This is a genomic window from Amylolactobacillus amylophilus DSM 20533 = JCM 1125 (assembly GCF_001936335.1).
Classification (GTDB): Bacteria; Bacillota; Bacilli; order Lactobacillales; family Lactobacillaceae; genus Amylolactobacillus; species Amylolactobacillus amylophilus.
On sequence record NZ_CP018888.1, the window covers coordinates 866,900 to 882,878 of the forward strand.

The 15,979-nt window shown below is 46.7% G+C and carries 15 protein-coding genes and 1 pseudogene; 6 read left to right on the top strand and 10 right to left on the bottom strand.

The genetic code is table 11. From position 1 onward, the window contains the following. The first annotated feature begins 217 nt into the window (after nt 1–217). Complete coding sequence (locus tag LA20533_RS04605) at nt 218–1,933, top strand: aryl-sulfate sulfotransferase (RefSeq protein WP_056945837.1); 1,716 nt, start codon at nt 218–220, stop codon at nt 1,931–1,933. A 108-nt stretch (nt 1,934–2,041) separates the two neighbouring features. Here the strand turns inward: LA20533_RS04605 and LA20533_RS04610 are convergent, their stop codons facing one another. Beyond that, the gene (locus tag LA20533_RS04610) at nt 2,042–2,689 is read right to left on the bottom strand and encodes an orotate phosphoribosyltransferase (RefSeq protein WP_054746371.1); all 648 of its coding nucleotides are present in this window, start codon (nt 2,687–2,689) and stop codon (nt 2,042–2,044) included. 148 nt (nt 2,690–2,837) lie between these two features. Here LA20533_RS04610 and LA20533_RS04615 point away from each other — a divergent pair, with 148 nt between their 5' ends. Further along, nucleotides 2,838–3,266 (top strand): hypothetical protein, encoded by a 429-nt coding sequence (locus LA20533_RS04615; protein WP_054746372.1) that lies wholly within the window; start codon nt 2,838–2,840, stop codon nt 3,264–3,266. Nucleotides 3,267–3,507: 241 nt separating this feature from the next. On the opposite strand, the gene LA20533_RS04620 is transcribed toward LA20533_RS04615, so the two are convergent. From LA20533_RS04620 to LA20533_RS04630, 3 genes are all read right to left on the bottom strand, one after another. Continuing rightward, a complete protein-coding gene (locus tag LA20533_RS04620; RefSeq protein WP_056945836.1) occupies nt 3,508–4,857 on the bottom strand; it encodes an aspartate aminotransferase family protein in 1,350 nt (449 codons plus the stop codon). Continuing rightward, complete coding sequence (locus tag LA20533_RS04625; RefSeq protein ID WP_056945835.1) at nt 4,835–6,016, bottom strand: YkvI family membrane protein; 1,182 nt, start codon at nt 6,014–6,016, stop codon at nt 4,835–4,837. The genes LA20533_RS04620 and LA20533_RS04625 overlap by 23 nt, the downstream gene beginning before the upstream one ends. A gap of 192 nt (nt 6,017–6,208) precedes the next feature. Then, complete coding sequence (locus LA20533_RS04630; protein ID WP_056945834.1) at nt 6,209–7,402, bottom strand: MDR family MFS transporter; 1,194 nt, start codon at nt 7,400–7,402, stop codon at nt 6,209–6,211. A 179-nt stretch (nt 7,403–7,581) separates the two neighbouring features. On the opposite strand from LA20533_RS04630, the gene LA20533_RS04635 reads away from it, so the two are divergent. Both LA20533_RS04635 and LA20533_RS04640 read left to right on the top strand, forming a co-directional pair. Further along, the gene (locus tag LA20533_RS04635) at nt 7,582–8,259 is read left to right on the top strand and encodes a TMEM175 family protein (protein ID WP_075362802.1); all 678 of its coding nucleotides are present in this window, start codon (nt 7,582–7,584) and stop codon (nt 8,257–8,259) included. A gap of 65 nt (nt 8,260–8,324) precedes the next feature. Continuing rightward, a complete protein-coding gene (locus tag LA20533_RS04640; RefSeq protein ID WP_056945833.1) occupies nt 8,325–9,341 on the top strand; it encodes a helix-turn-helix domain-containing protein in 1,017 nt (338 codons plus the stop codon). Between the two features lie 47 nt (nt 9,342–9,388). Here the strand turns inward: LA20533_RS04640 and LA20533_RS04645 are convergent, their stop codons facing one another. After that, complete coding sequence (locus LA20533_RS04645) at nt 9,389–10,078, bottom strand: histidine phosphatase family protein (protein ID WP_054746379.1); 690 nt, start codon at nt 10,076–10,078, stop codon at nt 9,389–9,391. A gap of 246 nt (nt 10,079–10,324) precedes the next feature. On the opposite strand from LA20533_RS04645, the gene LA20533_RS04650 reads away from it, so the two are divergent. Together LA20533_RS04650 and LA20533_RS04655 are read left to right on the top strand one after the other, a co-directional pair. Further along, nucleotides 10,325–10,774 (top strand): LytTR family DNA-binding domain-containing protein, encoded by a 450-nt coding sequence (locus LA20533_RS04650; protein ID WP_054746380.1) that lies wholly within the window; start codon nt 10,325–10,327, stop codon nt 10,772–10,774. A gap of 5 nt (nt 10,775–10,779) precedes the next feature. Then, nucleotides 10,780–11,676 (top strand): LiaF transmembrane domain-containing protein, encoded by an 897-nt coding sequence (locus LA20533_RS04655; RefSeq protein ID WP_056945832.1) that lies wholly within the window; start codon nt 10,780–10,782, stop codon nt 11,674–11,676. Nucleotides 11,677–11,773: 97 nt separating this feature from the next. Here LA20533_RS04655 and LA20533_RS04660 read toward each other — a convergent pair whose 3' ends face one another. The 5 genes and pseudogenes from LA20533_RS04660 to LA20533_RS04680 form a co-directional block, all read right to left on the bottom strand. Then, nucleotides 11,774–12,697 (bottom strand): dihydroorotate dehydrogenase, encoded by a 924-nt coding sequence (locus LA20533_RS04660; RefSeq protein WP_054746382.1) that lies wholly within the window; start codon nt 12,695–12,697, stop codon nt 11,774–11,776. 221 nt (nt 12,698–12,918) lie between these two features. Continuing rightward, nucleotides 12,919–13,608 (bottom strand): type 1 glutamine amidotransferase, encoded by a 690-nt coding sequence (locus LA20533_RS04665; RefSeq protein WP_056945831.1) that lies wholly within the window; start codon nt 13,606–13,608, stop codon nt 12,919–12,921. Nucleotides 13,609–13,653: 45 nt separating this feature from the next. After that, nucleotides 13,654–14,472 carry a bifunctional hydroxymethylpyrimidine kinase/phosphomethylpyrimidine kinase gene (gene thiD, locus LA20533_RS04670; protein ID WP_054746383.1) on the bottom strand — a complete coding sequence of 273 codons (819 nt, stop codon included), beginning with the start codon at nt 14,470–14,472 and terminating at the stop codon, nt 13,654–13,656. A gap of 99 nt (nt 14,473–14,571) precedes the next feature. Continuing rightward, the gene (gene rbsK / locus LA20533_RS04675) at nt 14,572–15,498 is read right to left on the bottom strand and encodes a ribokinase (protein ID WP_054746384.1); all 927 of its coding nucleotides are present in this window, start codon (nt 15,496–15,498) and stop codon (nt 14,572–14,574) included. Nucleotides 15,499–15,668: 170 nt separating this feature from the next. Further along, nucleotides 15,669–15,929, bottom strand: a pseudogene (locus LA20533_RS04680) (DDE-type integrase/transposase/recombinase); the annotation flags it as partial. Nucleotides 15,930–15,979 lie beyond the last annotated feature (50 nt).

The following is a 15,979-nucleotide window of genomic DNA, read 5'->3' on the forward strand; positions in this document are numbered from 1 at the left end:
CGTTGCTTATTACCACAATCATATGCTATCGCTTACATTTTTTCGAGAATATTGTCTTATCTTATTCGGTCGTTTTTCATATATTTTCTTCACAGTTTTGTTACAAATAGTTTGGATATTTGCATAAAATTAATTCATTTTTTTATACTTAAATAGTGAGTATAAGAAATTAGCAAATATATGCATAACAAGGGAAAATGGATGGGAGTATGAATTAATGAAGCAGAAACGAATCAAGTGGCTGGTAATTGCCGTAGCCATCGTTCTAGTTGTAGTTGGAGCGGTAATCACGGCCAAAGTTTGGCGCTCGAAGGCGGATGCGCCAACGAAAGTGACGCAGACTAGTTCGAAAAAAACGCAGCAGTTCTTCCTTCCTGCCACCAGTAATGGCGATGTTCAGACATTGGTCTACGATCATACCAAGATCAAGAAGGTGAACGATATTTACAAGCAGTCGACGCAGGAATCGATTAGTGAGCAGCTGGCGACCAAGAAGCAGGCAAAAGACTACAGCTTAACCAGTCCGTTACTGTTGTCCAACCCGTTTTTGACCAACACCACGAGTGTTTATACCTACTTCAAGTCTGATGCTGCCGTGACTAAGTTGGCATATACAGTGAAGGCGGCAGGCGTAGCTGACTTCACCGCAACTGCGAAGAACAATATTACGGTTACCGGGGAGTACGAATACCTCCTGGTCGGCTTGATTGCAGGGAAGAAAAATACGGTGACGATGACGGCAACACTTGCCGACGGTACGCAGCAGGAACACACTTTTACATTTACCCCAACGAAGCTTACGAGCGGTATGGCGAACCAAGTAGACGTGAAGGACGGCACCAGCAAGGAAGAATTATCTGATGGCTTATATGCGTTAATCGGCAATCGTAGTACCGGGACTGTCCAGATTACGATGGTGGACAACGATGGAAATGTCAGAAATGAGATTCCAACCGTGAGCTATAACCAGATGCGGCTAGTCTTTGATGATGCAGGATACATGTACTTCTCAATCAGCGCTGCCCGGATTGTGAAGATGAACAGACTTGGTGAGGTCGTGGCAACATACAATACATATGATGCTGACTACGAGCTCCACCACGATTTTCTACTCGATAGTAATGGCAATATTATCGCTTTAGCAACCAGTTTGACTGCTAAGAAAGAGGATAAGTACGTTGAGGACAGGATCATCAAGATTTCTACGGCTACTGGTCAGGTGAGCGAGCTGGTTAACTTTAAGGACCTGTTACCGGATTTATACCAGAAGGCAACGGGGCTCGATCAGTCGACCAACAATAAGGGCTACCACGATGTAATTCACGCCAATGCCCTCCAATTGATTGACGACAACACAGTTCTCATTAGTTCACGCGAGACCTCGTCGATTCTGAAAATCAGTGCGTTAAACGATAAGCCAAAAATAGAATATGCGATTTCGGATGAATCCGTCTGGGATGATGTTGAGCTGGGTGCCGACGTATTGACCAAGGATGGCGATTTCACGGCGCAAGCTGGACAGCACTCCATCACGTATGTGCCAACGGACGAGGAAGGTGTGTATGAGGTTTACATGTTCAATAACAACTCTGGTTTGATGGACTCACGGAGCGACTTCGAGTTTAAGAACTACGACGGCATTGGCGGCTTAAGCGCCACATCGATGGACAATTCCTATTATTATCGCTATCGCGTGGACGAGAACAAGGGCACATTCACTTTGATCGACCAAATTGCGGTGCCATATTCAACATTTATCAGTAGTGTACAGACTATCGGTGAACATGTGCTAATTGATTCTGGTCAGAAGTCCCTCTTCACCGAGTACGATGCTGCTGGCAAGGCAATCAGGACGTTCACGGTCAAAGGAAAAACTAAGTTCATCTACCGTGTCTATAAGTACTATTTCAACGATTTCTACTTCGTCAATTAAGCGTCCTAGATATTCGATATTTTCCTAAGTTAACAAAAGAACCGGCACATGGCCGGTTCTTTTTTCTGGAATAGATTCTATTAAGCGATGCTAATTAATTTGTTCTTTTTACTCGCCAAATTTCTCCGGCCAAGTTGTGGGATTCTCGTGCCAGTACTTCAGTGTCAGATTAAAATCTTCATCTACTAACCTGAAGAGGACGGCCTCCTCGATTAGGTGAGTATAGTCGGTTAATGTAAATAATTTAAGTTGAAGGCGTTCGAGTTGACGCACCACATCAGGTAATTGGTAGCTGAAGATTGCGGCAATGCCTAGCACTGTCGCACCAGTCTCGCGCACCGCGGCAGCTGCATTAGTTGAACCAGCGCCACTCGCAATCAAATCGTCAATCAGGACAACCTTATCTTCGGCAGTCAATTTACCCTCTAGTTCGCGAATTAACCCATGATGATTTAGATCCGCATGGACGTATATAAACGGCAGCTCCAGCCGGTCACTGACTAGTGCAGCGTAGGCAATGCCTGCCGTTGGCACGCCACAAATCACCGTCGCCTCTGGAAATTGTTCTCTGACAAGTTGGGCCAGATTCTTCGTGATGCGCTCTCTAATTCTCGGGTAGGCCATAGTTAAGCGATTATCCGTATAAATTGGCGCTGTGATCTCCTCATTCCAAACAAATGGTGGGTTAGTGCTCAGCTGAACCGCACGAATATTCAACAAATCTTTGACTGTATCTGAAGCAACTTTATCATTCATTTCAACTTACTCCCTTTTTGCGATATTTACTTAAGCTTAATCGAAGCGCTTACATGTGTCAATTGTATCCTGTTTTTCTGGTAAAAGGAGCGAAATAAATGTAGAATCGAGTTAATTGAAAGCGGTTATATTTTAAAGGGGGAACAATATGAGTAAAAATTCTTTGGACTTGAGCATTCATCCACATGGGGATCGATCTGCCGAGGAGATCGCGCAACTGGTTGACAAACACATGGAGGCACGGCAACAAAGATTTGAGCATTTCAAAGATGCAAACGAGATGTTTCACCGGCACCTCTTAGAGACGACAGATAAATTGAATGAATACGGTCATTCATTGGCACAAGAATGTCGTACTACTGTAGACCAATTACAGGGTAATTGCATGGAGTTTACCGATAAGGTGCAGGACATCCTAAACGATAATAAGGACCTGGCCATCCCGTTGGCTAAGGTTGCGGTTGCACCGGTGGTGGCAGGAATTCTCGGGCTGACTGCGATCGTGATCACGCGGCAATCTGGCTACAAGGAGAAAGTTAATCGGGTCACTGGGAAGACGAAGATTAGAATTAGATAGGGTAGCTATACAACAAACGTCAGTACTTTGACCAACCGATTACGGTTAGTTATTTGCTGGCGTTTTACTGTGCTGTTTATTTAGTTACCTTTACTATCGCCGCGAAAGATCGATTAAACTCATAATCAGCTGTTGAGTACAACAAAAAATTCCCCAAATCTAATTGGAGAATTTTTTTACGGTGATTAACCATCGTATTTTAATACCTGTTTTCTTTAACTGAAGCGGTCACGCTTTGCTCTTACCAACCGACGTTCTCATCCACCAGCGCATCCGGGATTTTGTTATCCCGTAAATCCGTAAATACTTCATGAAGCGTATCGATTGCGCGATCTAACTCCGCACGGGTCATTGTGAGAGCTGGTTGGAATCTCAGCACACTTTTGGCAATTGTGATAATCGCGAGCCCCTTGGCAAAGGCCTGATAGATAATCTTGAGGCCAGCGGCCTGATCTTTCTCGTGGGTCACCTTGTCCTTCACAATCTCAATTCCGAGATTCAAGCCAATTCCGCGAACATCACCGATGAAATCAAACTCTGACTGCATTGCTTGGAACCGCTGCTTCGCATATTCGCCATCAACACGCGACTTCTCGACAAGCTGTTCCTCCTCAATCACCTCAATGGTAGCTAGAGCTGCCGCGCAGCACACGGGATTGCCGGCGGTAGTGAACAGGTGTGCCGGTGCCTCCAGGCTATCCATGATTTTACTGCGACCGACAACCGCACTAATCGGCATGCCGGAGCCTAAGGACTTCGCCGTAGAGAGTAAATCTGGCTCGATGTCGAAGTGTTGGATGGCCCACCATTTACCGGTACGCCCCATCCCTTGTTGGACTTCATCCACCGCAAACAAAATTCCGTTCTCCTTACAAAGGGCGTAAAGTTCCTCGACATAGTCCTTTGGTGGCACGACAATCCCCGCATCACCAGCCACGGGCTCCATGATGACGCAAGCAACTTCCTCGGCTGGCACGTAGGTGGCGAACAGGTCTTTAACGGCTTGGATACATTCTTCAACGACCTCCGCCGTACTTTTATTTGCCCGATATACATCCGGGTAAGGGATATGGAAAATACCGGGGACTAACGGCGACATCTTACGGCGCATATTGAGACTTAGTGCCGAAAGTGACATCGAACCATAAGTTGCACCGTGGTAAGAGTTCACAAAGGAGATGATGTACGGCCGTTTAGTGTATGCACGTGCCAACTTGATGATTGCATCATTGGCGTCCGAACCCGATAAGCCAAACGCTACTTTTTTGTCGAAATCACCCGGGGTAATCTCCGTCAGCTTCTTTGCCAGCTGCACAACCGGCTCGGTGTGGTAGTAGGCGGGGGTGTAGTGCAATAACTTGTCTTCTTGAGCGCGCATCGCGGCAACTACCTTGGGGTGTCGGTGACCAACATTGATGGCACTCGCACTCGTGATGAGGTCGAGGTATTCCTTGCCGTCGATATCGACTAGCGTACTGCCTAGCGCATGGTCGATGACTAAATCGTAATAAGGAATCCGGGCAAAAGGTGCGAAATAGCGCTTCTCGTCCTGAACGAACTGCTTGGCCTTACTTGTCTTTTGTTGCGTCATTTGCTAAACCTACTTTCATGTTCTCGGCTAATTCTGCGCTGTTTTCAGTGGACCGATTGTGCTTCACGAAATCATAAATTTCACGACCAATAATCAGGAAGATTAAGATCACCCCAATATAACCGGTAATCGGGTAGATTACCGCCACTAATTGGCCGAACGGTACTTGGCTAATGACGAAGGTGATAATGGTCAGTGCAAGAATGATTAAGCGGTACTTATTCTTAGACGCGTTACGGCCAACCAGCGAGTAGGCTACCGTCCAAGTCATTGGTGCTGCGGTACTGAATATTTCCTCCAGGAGGATCAGTGAGAAGAAGAAGCTGATGATTGTTGAGATGTTGCCAGCGAGGAGGAGTACAGGCACCTGAACCTTTAAAACCTGGCCAATCTCGCTCAACATCGCGAGATTTAAGAGGAGAGCAGAAGCCATCAGGGCGATTCCGGCGAATACACCGCCGAGAACCGCCTCTTTTTTGTTCTTAGCGGACTTACCGAGGACTGTGATGAATGGTACGCCAACCACAATATTATTGGCGACGAATAAGAAAGCTGAGAGTACCCAAGAAAAACTCTGATTGCCGGCACCGTAGATAATCCCCTTGCTGCTTCTTAAAACATCGTCTGCAGTAGCGAGGCCACCAGGGTTTTTCAACAGTGAGATCCCAGCGATCACAATCGTGAAGAGGATGGTCAGCGGTCCCAGGTAGCTGATGATATCGATGAGACGATTGAACCCGAAGAGGGTGGTAATAAACACAATCACGGTCATCCCGACGGTACCAACAAGATTGGGCCAGCCGAAATACTCATTAACTGTGGCGCCGGCACCGGAAACCATGATGACTCCAATGAGGAAACAGAAAAATGGCGTGTACCATTCCATGAATGTACCAAAGATTTTGCCACAATAATGTCTAATACCGTTACTAGCGAGCTCATTACGGTGGTTAAAGCCGTAGCGCATGAGCACGGCGCCTAAGACTACGAATAATGTCATCGCCACGAATACACCTAGAATTCCCTTTAAACCGTAATTGGTGAAGAATTGGAGCACCTCTTGCCCGCTGGCGAAGCCGGAGCCAATGAGGAAGGCGATAATAGCACCCGCAAATTTAAAGACGTTCATTACACTGAGTTTGGTCGTTGTCTGTTCCATATTTGACTCCATTCCCTTATAAATTCTAGTTCAGTCGCAGATTTAAATAATAAAAAATAATGAATAAGGTGAGGTAATCTTAGGATATAATTAAGAACTAGTCAAGAATTATTTTATCTTTTAATTTGTTGGCGAAAAAAACGCTAAAGAAAAAAGCCGTCGGCTGACGGCTTGTAGCGGTAGTATTTCGGATCAATTTTGCTTTGTAATGGCAGTCGTTTTTCTTTTGCTAACTACGTCGAAGATTAAAACGGAAAGTAGCACCAGGCCAGCGGCGACGATAAATAATGACTGATAGGAGATAGCTTCAATCACCAGGGCGCCGATTAGGGGACCAAAGGCGCGTCCGGCGGATGCTGTCGCCATGACGAACCCCTGGTATTTCCCCTTCTCAAGTAGACTCGCACGATCGTTGACGAAGGTTGAAACTGCGGGGAAAGCCAGGATTTCACCGATTGTGAGCACCGCCATTGCAATCATGAACGCAGCGTAATGTGTCGCGGTAATCAAAAAGAGAAAGGCAACGGCAAACAGGATAAATCCTGTATACAGACGGCCGCGTAGGTGCTGGGTTAAGAAATCGTCAAAGTGGGTGAGAAGCGGTTGAAAGAAGACAATGAGAATGCCGTTTAGGGTCCAGAGTAGGCTGTAACTCCGGACACTCATCCCGAGGCTAATCATGTAAGTCGAGATGTTACTCTGCCATTGCTCGTAGGCAATCCAGGAGACAAAGAGGCAGACCAGGACCAAGATAATCCCTGTTCTGTCAAAAGTGGTGCCGGCTCCTGTGAGCTCGGTCTCACGGCCAGATTTGACGGCTTCTTTTGCATCATTCAATCCCTTGAACTCAAGGACAATGACCACGCTGAAACCGGCGAAGAGGATGAAGGCGAGTAGGAAAATATACGTGATGCCAAGCGGCAAGATTAAGCCAACGATAAGCGAGCCAAAGACCAGACCGAGGTTGCTGGTGAAGTATAGTACGTTGAAAATATAGCTAGTTTGCTTGCTTTTGATGAGGGTTGCGGTTGAATTGACGCCCGTATTGACCATACCGTTACCTAAGCCGATGGTAATGAGCAGGATGGCGTAGGTCGGCCAGCCGTGGAAGAAGATGAGTAGCCCGGCGGAAATTCCCGAAATGGAGATACCGAGAATCATCGTTTGGTAGGGATGCCACTTATCAAAGAGAAAGCCACCGAGGAAGTTTCCGAGCACGGTGAAACCTGAGTTGACGAGTAGTACCATCGCCGCTACGGTGAGCGGTTCGTGTAAATACTCGTGCATGTAGATGGTGGTCAACGGCCAGATGAAGCTAATACCCGTGTTGACGATGAGTGAGCCGAGAAACAGCCAGATTAGCTTTACAGGATCCTTGCGTGTCAAAATTGAAAACTCCCCCCAAGTGAAATTTAATAACCATTCTATTTTGGCTTATTTAGCATGGTTTGACAAGAGTTCAACCAAGATAAAACGCGATAAGCACTTCGAACCAATATTAGCTGCCAAACGTGCTAGAATCAGGGTGAAGATGACAATTGTTTTTTAATGGAGAGGGTGTAGATATGAAAGAATTTGGGCGCTTCCACGCATTTAGTGATGGGGTCTTTGCAATTCTCATCACAATTCTGGTGTTGGAGTTTCGTATGCTGTCCTTTACCCATGGTCACCTGGCGTCTGCATTGCTGGCTCAATGGCCCATTTTTCTCTCATATGTGATGGCCTATTTGTACGTCGGCACTCTTTGGCTCTTTCATCATGATTATTTCAGTCACTTGACGAGGGTCAGTCGACAGCTAAATATGCTGAATTTACTCTTATTATTTAGCATCACGTTCGTCGATTATCCGTTATATATTCTGAGTGCGGCGCTGCAGTCAGGCAGAGTTGCTGATCTTCAGGTAGCCATGATTCTGTATGGCTTGGTAGCCATGTTTGTCTCGTTCACATTTCTCATCATGTACCAATACGTTGGGCGGCACAATGAGCTTCACGATAACCAAATTAAGTTGGGCGTATTCGATGAGATTAAGCATGATCCAGCCAAAAGTGTTTCAATCTATGGTCTGGCAATCATCACGACCTTTTGGTCAGTCTATGTGAGTGCTGCGCTAATTGTTGCCGGCATTGTTTTCCATTTCATTGCGTACCTCCGGATGAGTTCGCGGTTAGAGAAAGCCGAGAACGCTGCACGCAAGCTCAAAGAGAAGGGTGGAGGTAGTGCAAAAATACGCGAGAATTAAGGAAATGTTCATGGTATACTGGAGTTAATAAGTGACAGTAGCGTCACATAACTGGAGGTATAACCATGGCCCTAGGCAAAGTGATTAAACAACTACGTGAGGAGCGACGGCTCACCCAACCAGAGCTTTACGATGGACTGATTAGCAAAAGACAGGCCATTCGCTTCGAACAGGATGATGCTGATATCAAAGGAATGGTTCTCTTGGCAATACTGCAGCGCTTAAGGATCACTGCGGAGGAGCTAAATAGGCGCTTGAACATGCCAGTTACAGATTCTACTCCAAAAGATCAAGAGTTGATGGAAGTCGAGCACCAACTCTTGAACCAGCAATTTCCGCTAGCAAATAGCAGGACATTCTATAGTAAGAATCGTTTCTCAAGTGATAAGCACAGAGTGCGGCTAGCCATTTTAGCCATCCTCAATCTCCCTGAGGACCTGGCGGAACGAGACGTCGACTTCCTGATGGATGAACTAGACGCGACGAGCAAATTATCGCAGGCACAGGTTGAGCTATTCGTTCAGAATTTGGATAAGTTTCCAAAGTACGAGCAAGGGCTGATTCTGAAGCGCCTGACGAAGGAAGTAGAGCAACCAGTGATGTTGCAGAATCCGTGTTTGCAATCTATCTACTTTAATCAGGCATTAAACTTTCATCTGTTGGTGCAGGGGAATACTACGGCAGCCCAAAGGGTATTAGAGAACTATCAAGAGCAGCTGCAGTCACTCCCTGATGATAGCCAGATTAAGTATCGTAGTTGGCAGTTATTGCTAGATGTCGCCACCGGTCAGCCGGAGGCAGCAGTAGAAATTGGCAAGCGAGCTCAACTTCTGCTCCTACTCGGGCAAGCAACTGCTGCGGATAGATTAGTCGACCGCAGGAGACGGGTTCAGCTCCAATTTAAACTGAGCCATGCTTGGACGTCAGGAGAAATTGGCATGGTTGCGCGGAGGTTGAATAAGCGACCAAAGGGGTCTCTAGAATCAGCTAAGGACTTCTTGGGTCACTATGAGGGCTTGGCCGAAGCGGTCAAGCAAGGAAATAAGCCGCTCAGCTATTATCTCAATAATTACGATTACTAATAATTTCTAATCATAAAAGCCACCCCAAAGGGGTGGCTTTTATTTGTTTAAACTGCTTGATCTGTATCTAACTGATCGTTGTGCCGGGCGAAATCTAAGACTCGGACATGTTGGTCTGTTAGTAATACTGTTGTGACACTGCCGTTTTCGGGTAAGTTGGTAGCGGCAAGTTGGGCCTTAGTGGCGTACTTCTCGCCGAGCATGCGGATGAATCCCCCGTGTGTAACAACCAGAATGGTGCTGCCGGTGGCGTTTTGCTCAAGTAAATCCTGAAAGCCGGCGGCCATGCGGTGATAGACGTCCGTAGAAGACTCGGCAAAGCCGCTAGAGTCAGCAATTTTGGTTGCATCTCTGACCTGGTTGATGCCTGCTTGTTTAATGAAATCGTTGAAGTTATCGAAACCGAATGGGTGGCCAACTTTTCGGCCAACAATCTGGTCGTCAATACCTTCGAAGATACCAAAGCCCACCTCACGAAAGTTAGCATCAGTCTGTAATTGAAGGTCGGGATCACTAGCGGTATTTGCCTGCATGATAATCTCTGCCGTGTCCATCGCACGCTTTAGGTCAGAGCTATAGAATGCATCGAAGTGGATTTGCTTGAGCCCTTGCGCAGTTTTTCGTAAATCGGCAATTCCACGGTCGGTCAGTGGTGCGTCTGACCAGCCCTGCATCTTATGCATTAAGTTATAGAAGGTTTGGCCGTGCCGCACGAATTTCACTTGTAATTCTTTCATGGATCATCCCACCTTTAGTCTGTTTAATGTCAGTATACCAGATAAGGAAATAAATGAAGCCAACCTTCTAAGACAACGGGATATTTACTACCTTCTCTTAGACAAGAATGATAGAATTCAGACAAAGACATTATTTTGGTGAGTGAAAAAGTGCAACTTGGACACTCAGGACGACCGCTTAGACGAGAAGTATTTCCTTAGGCGGTAAAACATGGTCTACTATAGTTACGGGAGGAGGTGATAGGGATGCACGTGCGAGTCGAAATTGATTCTAATATTGTGGAGCCGGAAGTAGTGATTAAGGCGAAGGAATACAACAATCAGGTGCGACACCTGCAGCAGGTGATTGAAGAGAATGCGGCAGAGCAGAAGAAGCTGCTGTTCTTCAAGGACACAACGCAATATTACCTCCATCTGGATGAAATTCTCTTCTTTGAAACGGAGGAGCGGGCAGTAGTTGCCCACGTTGCCGATGATGCGTATGAGGTGCACGAGCGTCTCTATCAACTGGAATCGGAACTCCCGCAACAATTTATTCGCATATCGAAGTCAACGATTGTGAACGTCACTAAGATTCTCTCACTTAATCGTTCACTCTCCAATTGCTTGATTCAATTCTATGATTCGTATAAGCAAGTATATGCGTCGCGACGGTACTATAAAATGCTACAAGATCGTTTAGGAAAGTGGAGGTAAGGAAAATGCGGAATCATCAAAGATGGTTTTGGGGAATTTTGTTTTTAATAGGGGCCGCACTTCTTGTTGCAAGTAAGATGGGACTAATTACATATGAGCTCGGTTTCTGGACGATTGTGGCGATTGGCTTTGCCGTAGTGATTTTTGTGAAAAGTCTGGTTTATGGCTCGTTTCCTGGAATGATTTTCCCAGTCGCGGTCGTAGCCATTATCTTTGCTAAGCCGCTCGGAATTGAGGCGCTGTCCCCGTGGACAATCCTTGGCGCTGCAACGCTGCTCTCAATCGGTCTCTCGTTAATTTTCCACAAAAACTCCTCGAATTGGGGGACTCACGTGAATGTGACCCACGTTCACGATGACGATGAGAACGAGCGCGTGGTCTACTCTCGGCCGGACAAGAAACTTAAGAAGTCAGTCTCTGATTTCGTGGAAGATGTCGTTGATGGCGTTGTTGATGGTGAGTACACAGAAGTCCATCATGAGCCGGCACAAGATAACGTAAAAGACACCGAGGATGAGCAAGAACCCACAGTCGGTGAATCTGAGGCGGAGGCACGCTATAAGAATACGGGCAAACGAAAGATTGTGATTAACAGTCAGCTGAATAGTACGGTCCGTTATCTGAAGTCGGATCGCTTGGAACAGGTGAATATTAATAACACGCTAGGTGAGACGACCGTTTACTTTGATCAAGTTCAAATTCCAACAGAGCTGAACATTATTGTGACGAACAAGTTCGGCGACGTTGATCTCTATATGCCCAGAGAATGGGATGTGCGGATCACTGCCAATTCGACGTTTGGCTCACTTGATGAAAGGGGGGCGAAGCAGACCAAGCAGGGGCCAGTCGTGAATATTTCTGGTTCTAGTGCCTTTGGTGAATTAACCATTAAGTATATTTAACTTTACTAAAACCAACTAAATTTAAGAAAACCAACTGTAAACCAACTGTAAAATCCGCCGCTGTTGAATTAATCAACTAACGACGGATTTTTTGCTGCTAATGCTCATTAATCGGCGTAAGCTCAGAAAGTGATTCTATGTGGTAATAATCCATGACGACCGGTAGTGCAGCAATAATCTTTGGACAAGCAAGGGGATCATGGTAATTTGCCGCGCCTACCTGAACTGCATTAGCGCCGGCCAACAACATCTCAAGAACGTCTGCTGCACTTTCTACTCCTCCAACACCAATAATGGGCAGGCTAGTTACCTGTCGCACACGGTGAATCATGGCAAGAGCAATCGGCTTGAGGGCGGCTCCTGATAATCCACCAGTGATATTTGACAGAGCTGGTTTACGTTTCTTTAGGTCAATCGCCATGCCACTGAGCGTATTAATCATAGTAAGACCGGCTGCACCACCGCGTTCTGCTGCCACTGCAATTGCCGTGATGTCCGTAATATTAGGGGTTAGTTTGACGTAGAGCGGTACTTTAGATACTTCTACACATGCGCGGGTGAGGGCCTCAACTACCACAGGTTCGGTCCCCATCGCGAGCCCACCATGATCGACGTTTGGGCATGATAGGTTTAGCTCGATGGCAGCGACCGTGGGTGACTGCGTCAATTGTTCGACGACCGAGACGTATTCCGCCTGACTGAAACCGGCAGCACTGGCAATGATTGGTAATTCCGGAAAGTTGTGTCCCAACCAGGGGAGCTTCTCGGAGACTGTTTCTGCAACACCGACATTTTTCAGGCCGATGGCATTGAGCCAGCCGCCGGAGGTCTCGGCCACATTTGGCAGGGGATTACCAGCACGCGGTTCTAGCGTGGTGGACTTAATGACGAGCGCGCCAAGTTGGTTAAGATCGTATCTCTGAGCAAATTCCTGGCCGTACCAACACGTTCCACTTGATGGCATGACGGGATTCTTCAGGTTTAAACCGGGTAATTGAACGGCAAGACGATTATGTGGCATGAATAATTTCTCCTTCTCATCAAAAAAAACGGCACCGCTTAATCGTTTCCGATTGAGTCAATGCCGTACTTCAAGAGAAGTCACCTGAAGAAGGGGGACTTTAAAATTAGGACGAACCATTTTGCTCTCTCTGGAAACAATTAAAAGGTTTGTACATTAAATTTTGTATTGTTGTCATTCTAGACGAAGAATCACGCAGTGTCAATGGAGAATGAGTGGACTTAACTAGCCGCGCCGGCCTTGTCTAACCTTTTGCTACGTGTCTGGTGGCGTTCTAGAATCATCTCCACAAATGCGTTTGCAATGTTCCGATTCTTCAGAATTGGGCCGTGAGCATATGAACCAACAGTGTTCTTGTAGCGCATTCCTTCCTGCCCGTCCACTGGATTATTGCCGTAGCCTTCAATCATGGTGCCTAGGGGATGCAACTTATCGGGGTCATCGAAGAAGGTCTGACCCGAGTGATTCTCAAATGCCTGAACTTCACCCCATTCGGTCATGAATTTCGTGTCGCCAATCATTCTTTTGTCGGATTTGAAAACGGTGTGAAGCGGCAGAATACCCAATCCCTGAATCGTCGTGCCATCGACCATCTTGTAATGCGTACCAAGGAGTTGATAGCCACCACAGATAGCAAGCATTGGCTGACCATTCTCAATGTAGTCCGCTAGTTCCTCTTTCATGCGAGGTAAATTCTGCGCCACGACGGTCTGCTCATAGTCTTGGCCACCGCCAAAGAAGACGAAGTCGAACTGGTCAGTGTCAAACTCGTCGTCTAAGGAGATATTTTCCACCTCAACTTCATAACCTTTTTTGTTCAATAAATATCGTAGAATCTTCACGTCACCCGAATCGCCATAGGTGTTCATTAGGTCTTCGTATAGATATGCAATTCTAATAGTCTCGCTCAAGGCTGTGCCTCCTGCAAATAATATCCTAGAATTATAGCATAAAAGTTACTGTTCGAAGTAATTCATGCCTGCCCAATGGTTGATTGGGCCAAATTGGTGGCCGACGTTAATCTCGTTTGCGATTGCTTCATGAACGAATTTCTTTGCGATGGAGATGGCGTTAGCGACGTCGTTGCCTTTGGCTAGCTCGGCAGCGATGACGGCGGAGAGTGTGTCTCCGGTACCGTTGACGCGGTCGGTTTCCACGTAAGGCTCAGTGAACCACATGCCCGATCCGTCCGCTAAAAGCAGGTAGTCACTGACTTTCTCTTGGCTCCTCGAATCATGGCGCCCCTTAATCAGCACGTTTTTAGCCCCCAGAGATTGGAGCAACGTGGCACCAGCTTCGATTTCCTGTGGATTAGCCAACTCCATCTCCGTCAACTTCTGTGCCTCGTAAAAGTTCGGTGTGATGACCGTTGCTAAGGGGATTAGGCGTTTCTTAAAGGTCTCATATGCCGCCTCTTCGAGGAGCATTGCACCGTGCTTCGTGATAATTACGGGATCAATCACAATCGCCCCGAAGTCGTATTTGTTGAGATTATCCGCGACCACCTCAATTGTTCTACTGTCAGACAGCATGCCAGTCTTTGCCGCCTTAATGTGAAAGTCGGCAGCAAGCATTTCGAATTGTTTGGCGATGAAATCCGGTGGCATTACCTCTGCGGCAGCGATGCTGTGGGAATTACCAGCAACAGCGGCGGTGAGAATTCCCATACCATAGACATGTCGAGCGAAGAAAGCGTGGAGGTCTGCAGGCATCCCAGCACTGCCGTCGGAGTCGTTTCCGGCAATTGTTACGGCTTGAACTTGTTCATTTGTCATAATTAAGCCCTCGATTATTTTAGTTAACCTCTATTCTAGTCTATTTTCGCGCAAAATAAAAAGAATAATTGCGGATGTGAAAATGTTCTGCAAAAGTTCTTACTGTTGGCGGGCAATTGATGCTTCGACCTCTTCTTTGGTCGGCATGGCAGGAAATGCACTTAACTGTTGGACAGCCAATGCGCTGGCGTGGCTTGCATACAGCAGTGCTTCCGCTAGATTGCTATAGTCTCTTTTGACGTGGGTGACGAGAGCACCGATGTAGGCATCGCCAGCTCCGGTGGGATCGATCTCGTGTGCTTTCACTGGGGGTACGGCGATTTCCTGACCATCGTTAGAGGAGAAGGAGCCGCGTTCACCGAGTGTAATGATGACAACTTTGACACCTTGATTGTGGAAGAAGCGGGCCATTTCGGTTAAGGAAGCGGGATCGGTCTCTTTAATACCGGTGATTCGCTTAACCTCTGGTTCGTTCATGATTACTAGATCAGTCAATTTGAGGAGTGCCGCAGAAAGTGGGCTTGCTGGTGAGGGGTTCAAGAGGGTACTTGCCCCGTGTTCCTTGGCCAGCTCAAACGCCTTAATCGTGGTTTTCTCCGGTGTCTCTAATTGTGCGAGGACGAAGTCGGCGTTTGTAATAAAATGCTCGTTTGCGGTAATCATTTTAGGTGAGAGTTGGGCATTGGCGCCACTATTCACAATGATAGAGTTCTCGCCGGCCTCTTGAACGAGGACGAATGCTTGCCCCGTTGTCTCGTAGTCCATCTTGGTGATTCCAGCCGTGTTGATACCGTTTCGTCGCAGTTCTTGGAGCATGAACTTGCTCTCGGCATCTGTACCGACGGCCCCGATGAAGTTGGTGTTGCAGCCCATTCGGACGCTTGCCACAGCCTGGTTTGCCCCTTTACCGCCGGCTGCTAGCGAGATTTGGTTCGCTTTGATGGTTTCTCCTGGTTCCGGGTTATGTTCAATCTGCAAAATATGGTCGACATTGATGCTTCCAATTACTGTAATTGTTCTTGCCATACAAATACCTCACGTAATAATGTCTGTCACCTATAATTCTAGCATACTTTTGCACTGAATAATTAGCGCCAGCAGAAGGGATTATTCGAATGAAAAATTGCCTGGTTAAACAACCAGGTTCTGTTGCGAAGTTTGAAAATCAAACGCGCCCTCTCTGAACTCCAAATATCTTAGGCTGTTATTCCCATTAATACCTTGATTTCGGTAGACACCGAAAAGCCGAAGAGCGTTCCATTTCTTCGGTTCTTTTTATATATTCCTCGAATGGTCTCCATGCCCTTAATCGTGGAAGAGGCTGTACGGAGACTTTGATAAAATTTATTCCGTCGTTTAATAGGTCGATGGTCTTGTTCTATTAAATTGTTAAGATACTTCACAGTTCGGTGCTCTATCTTAGTATATAAACCCACACTCTGTAACTTTCTAAAGGCGGGGCTCTTTGTCAAATCCTGTTGATAGATAGCTTTTACAGAGTTGAAAG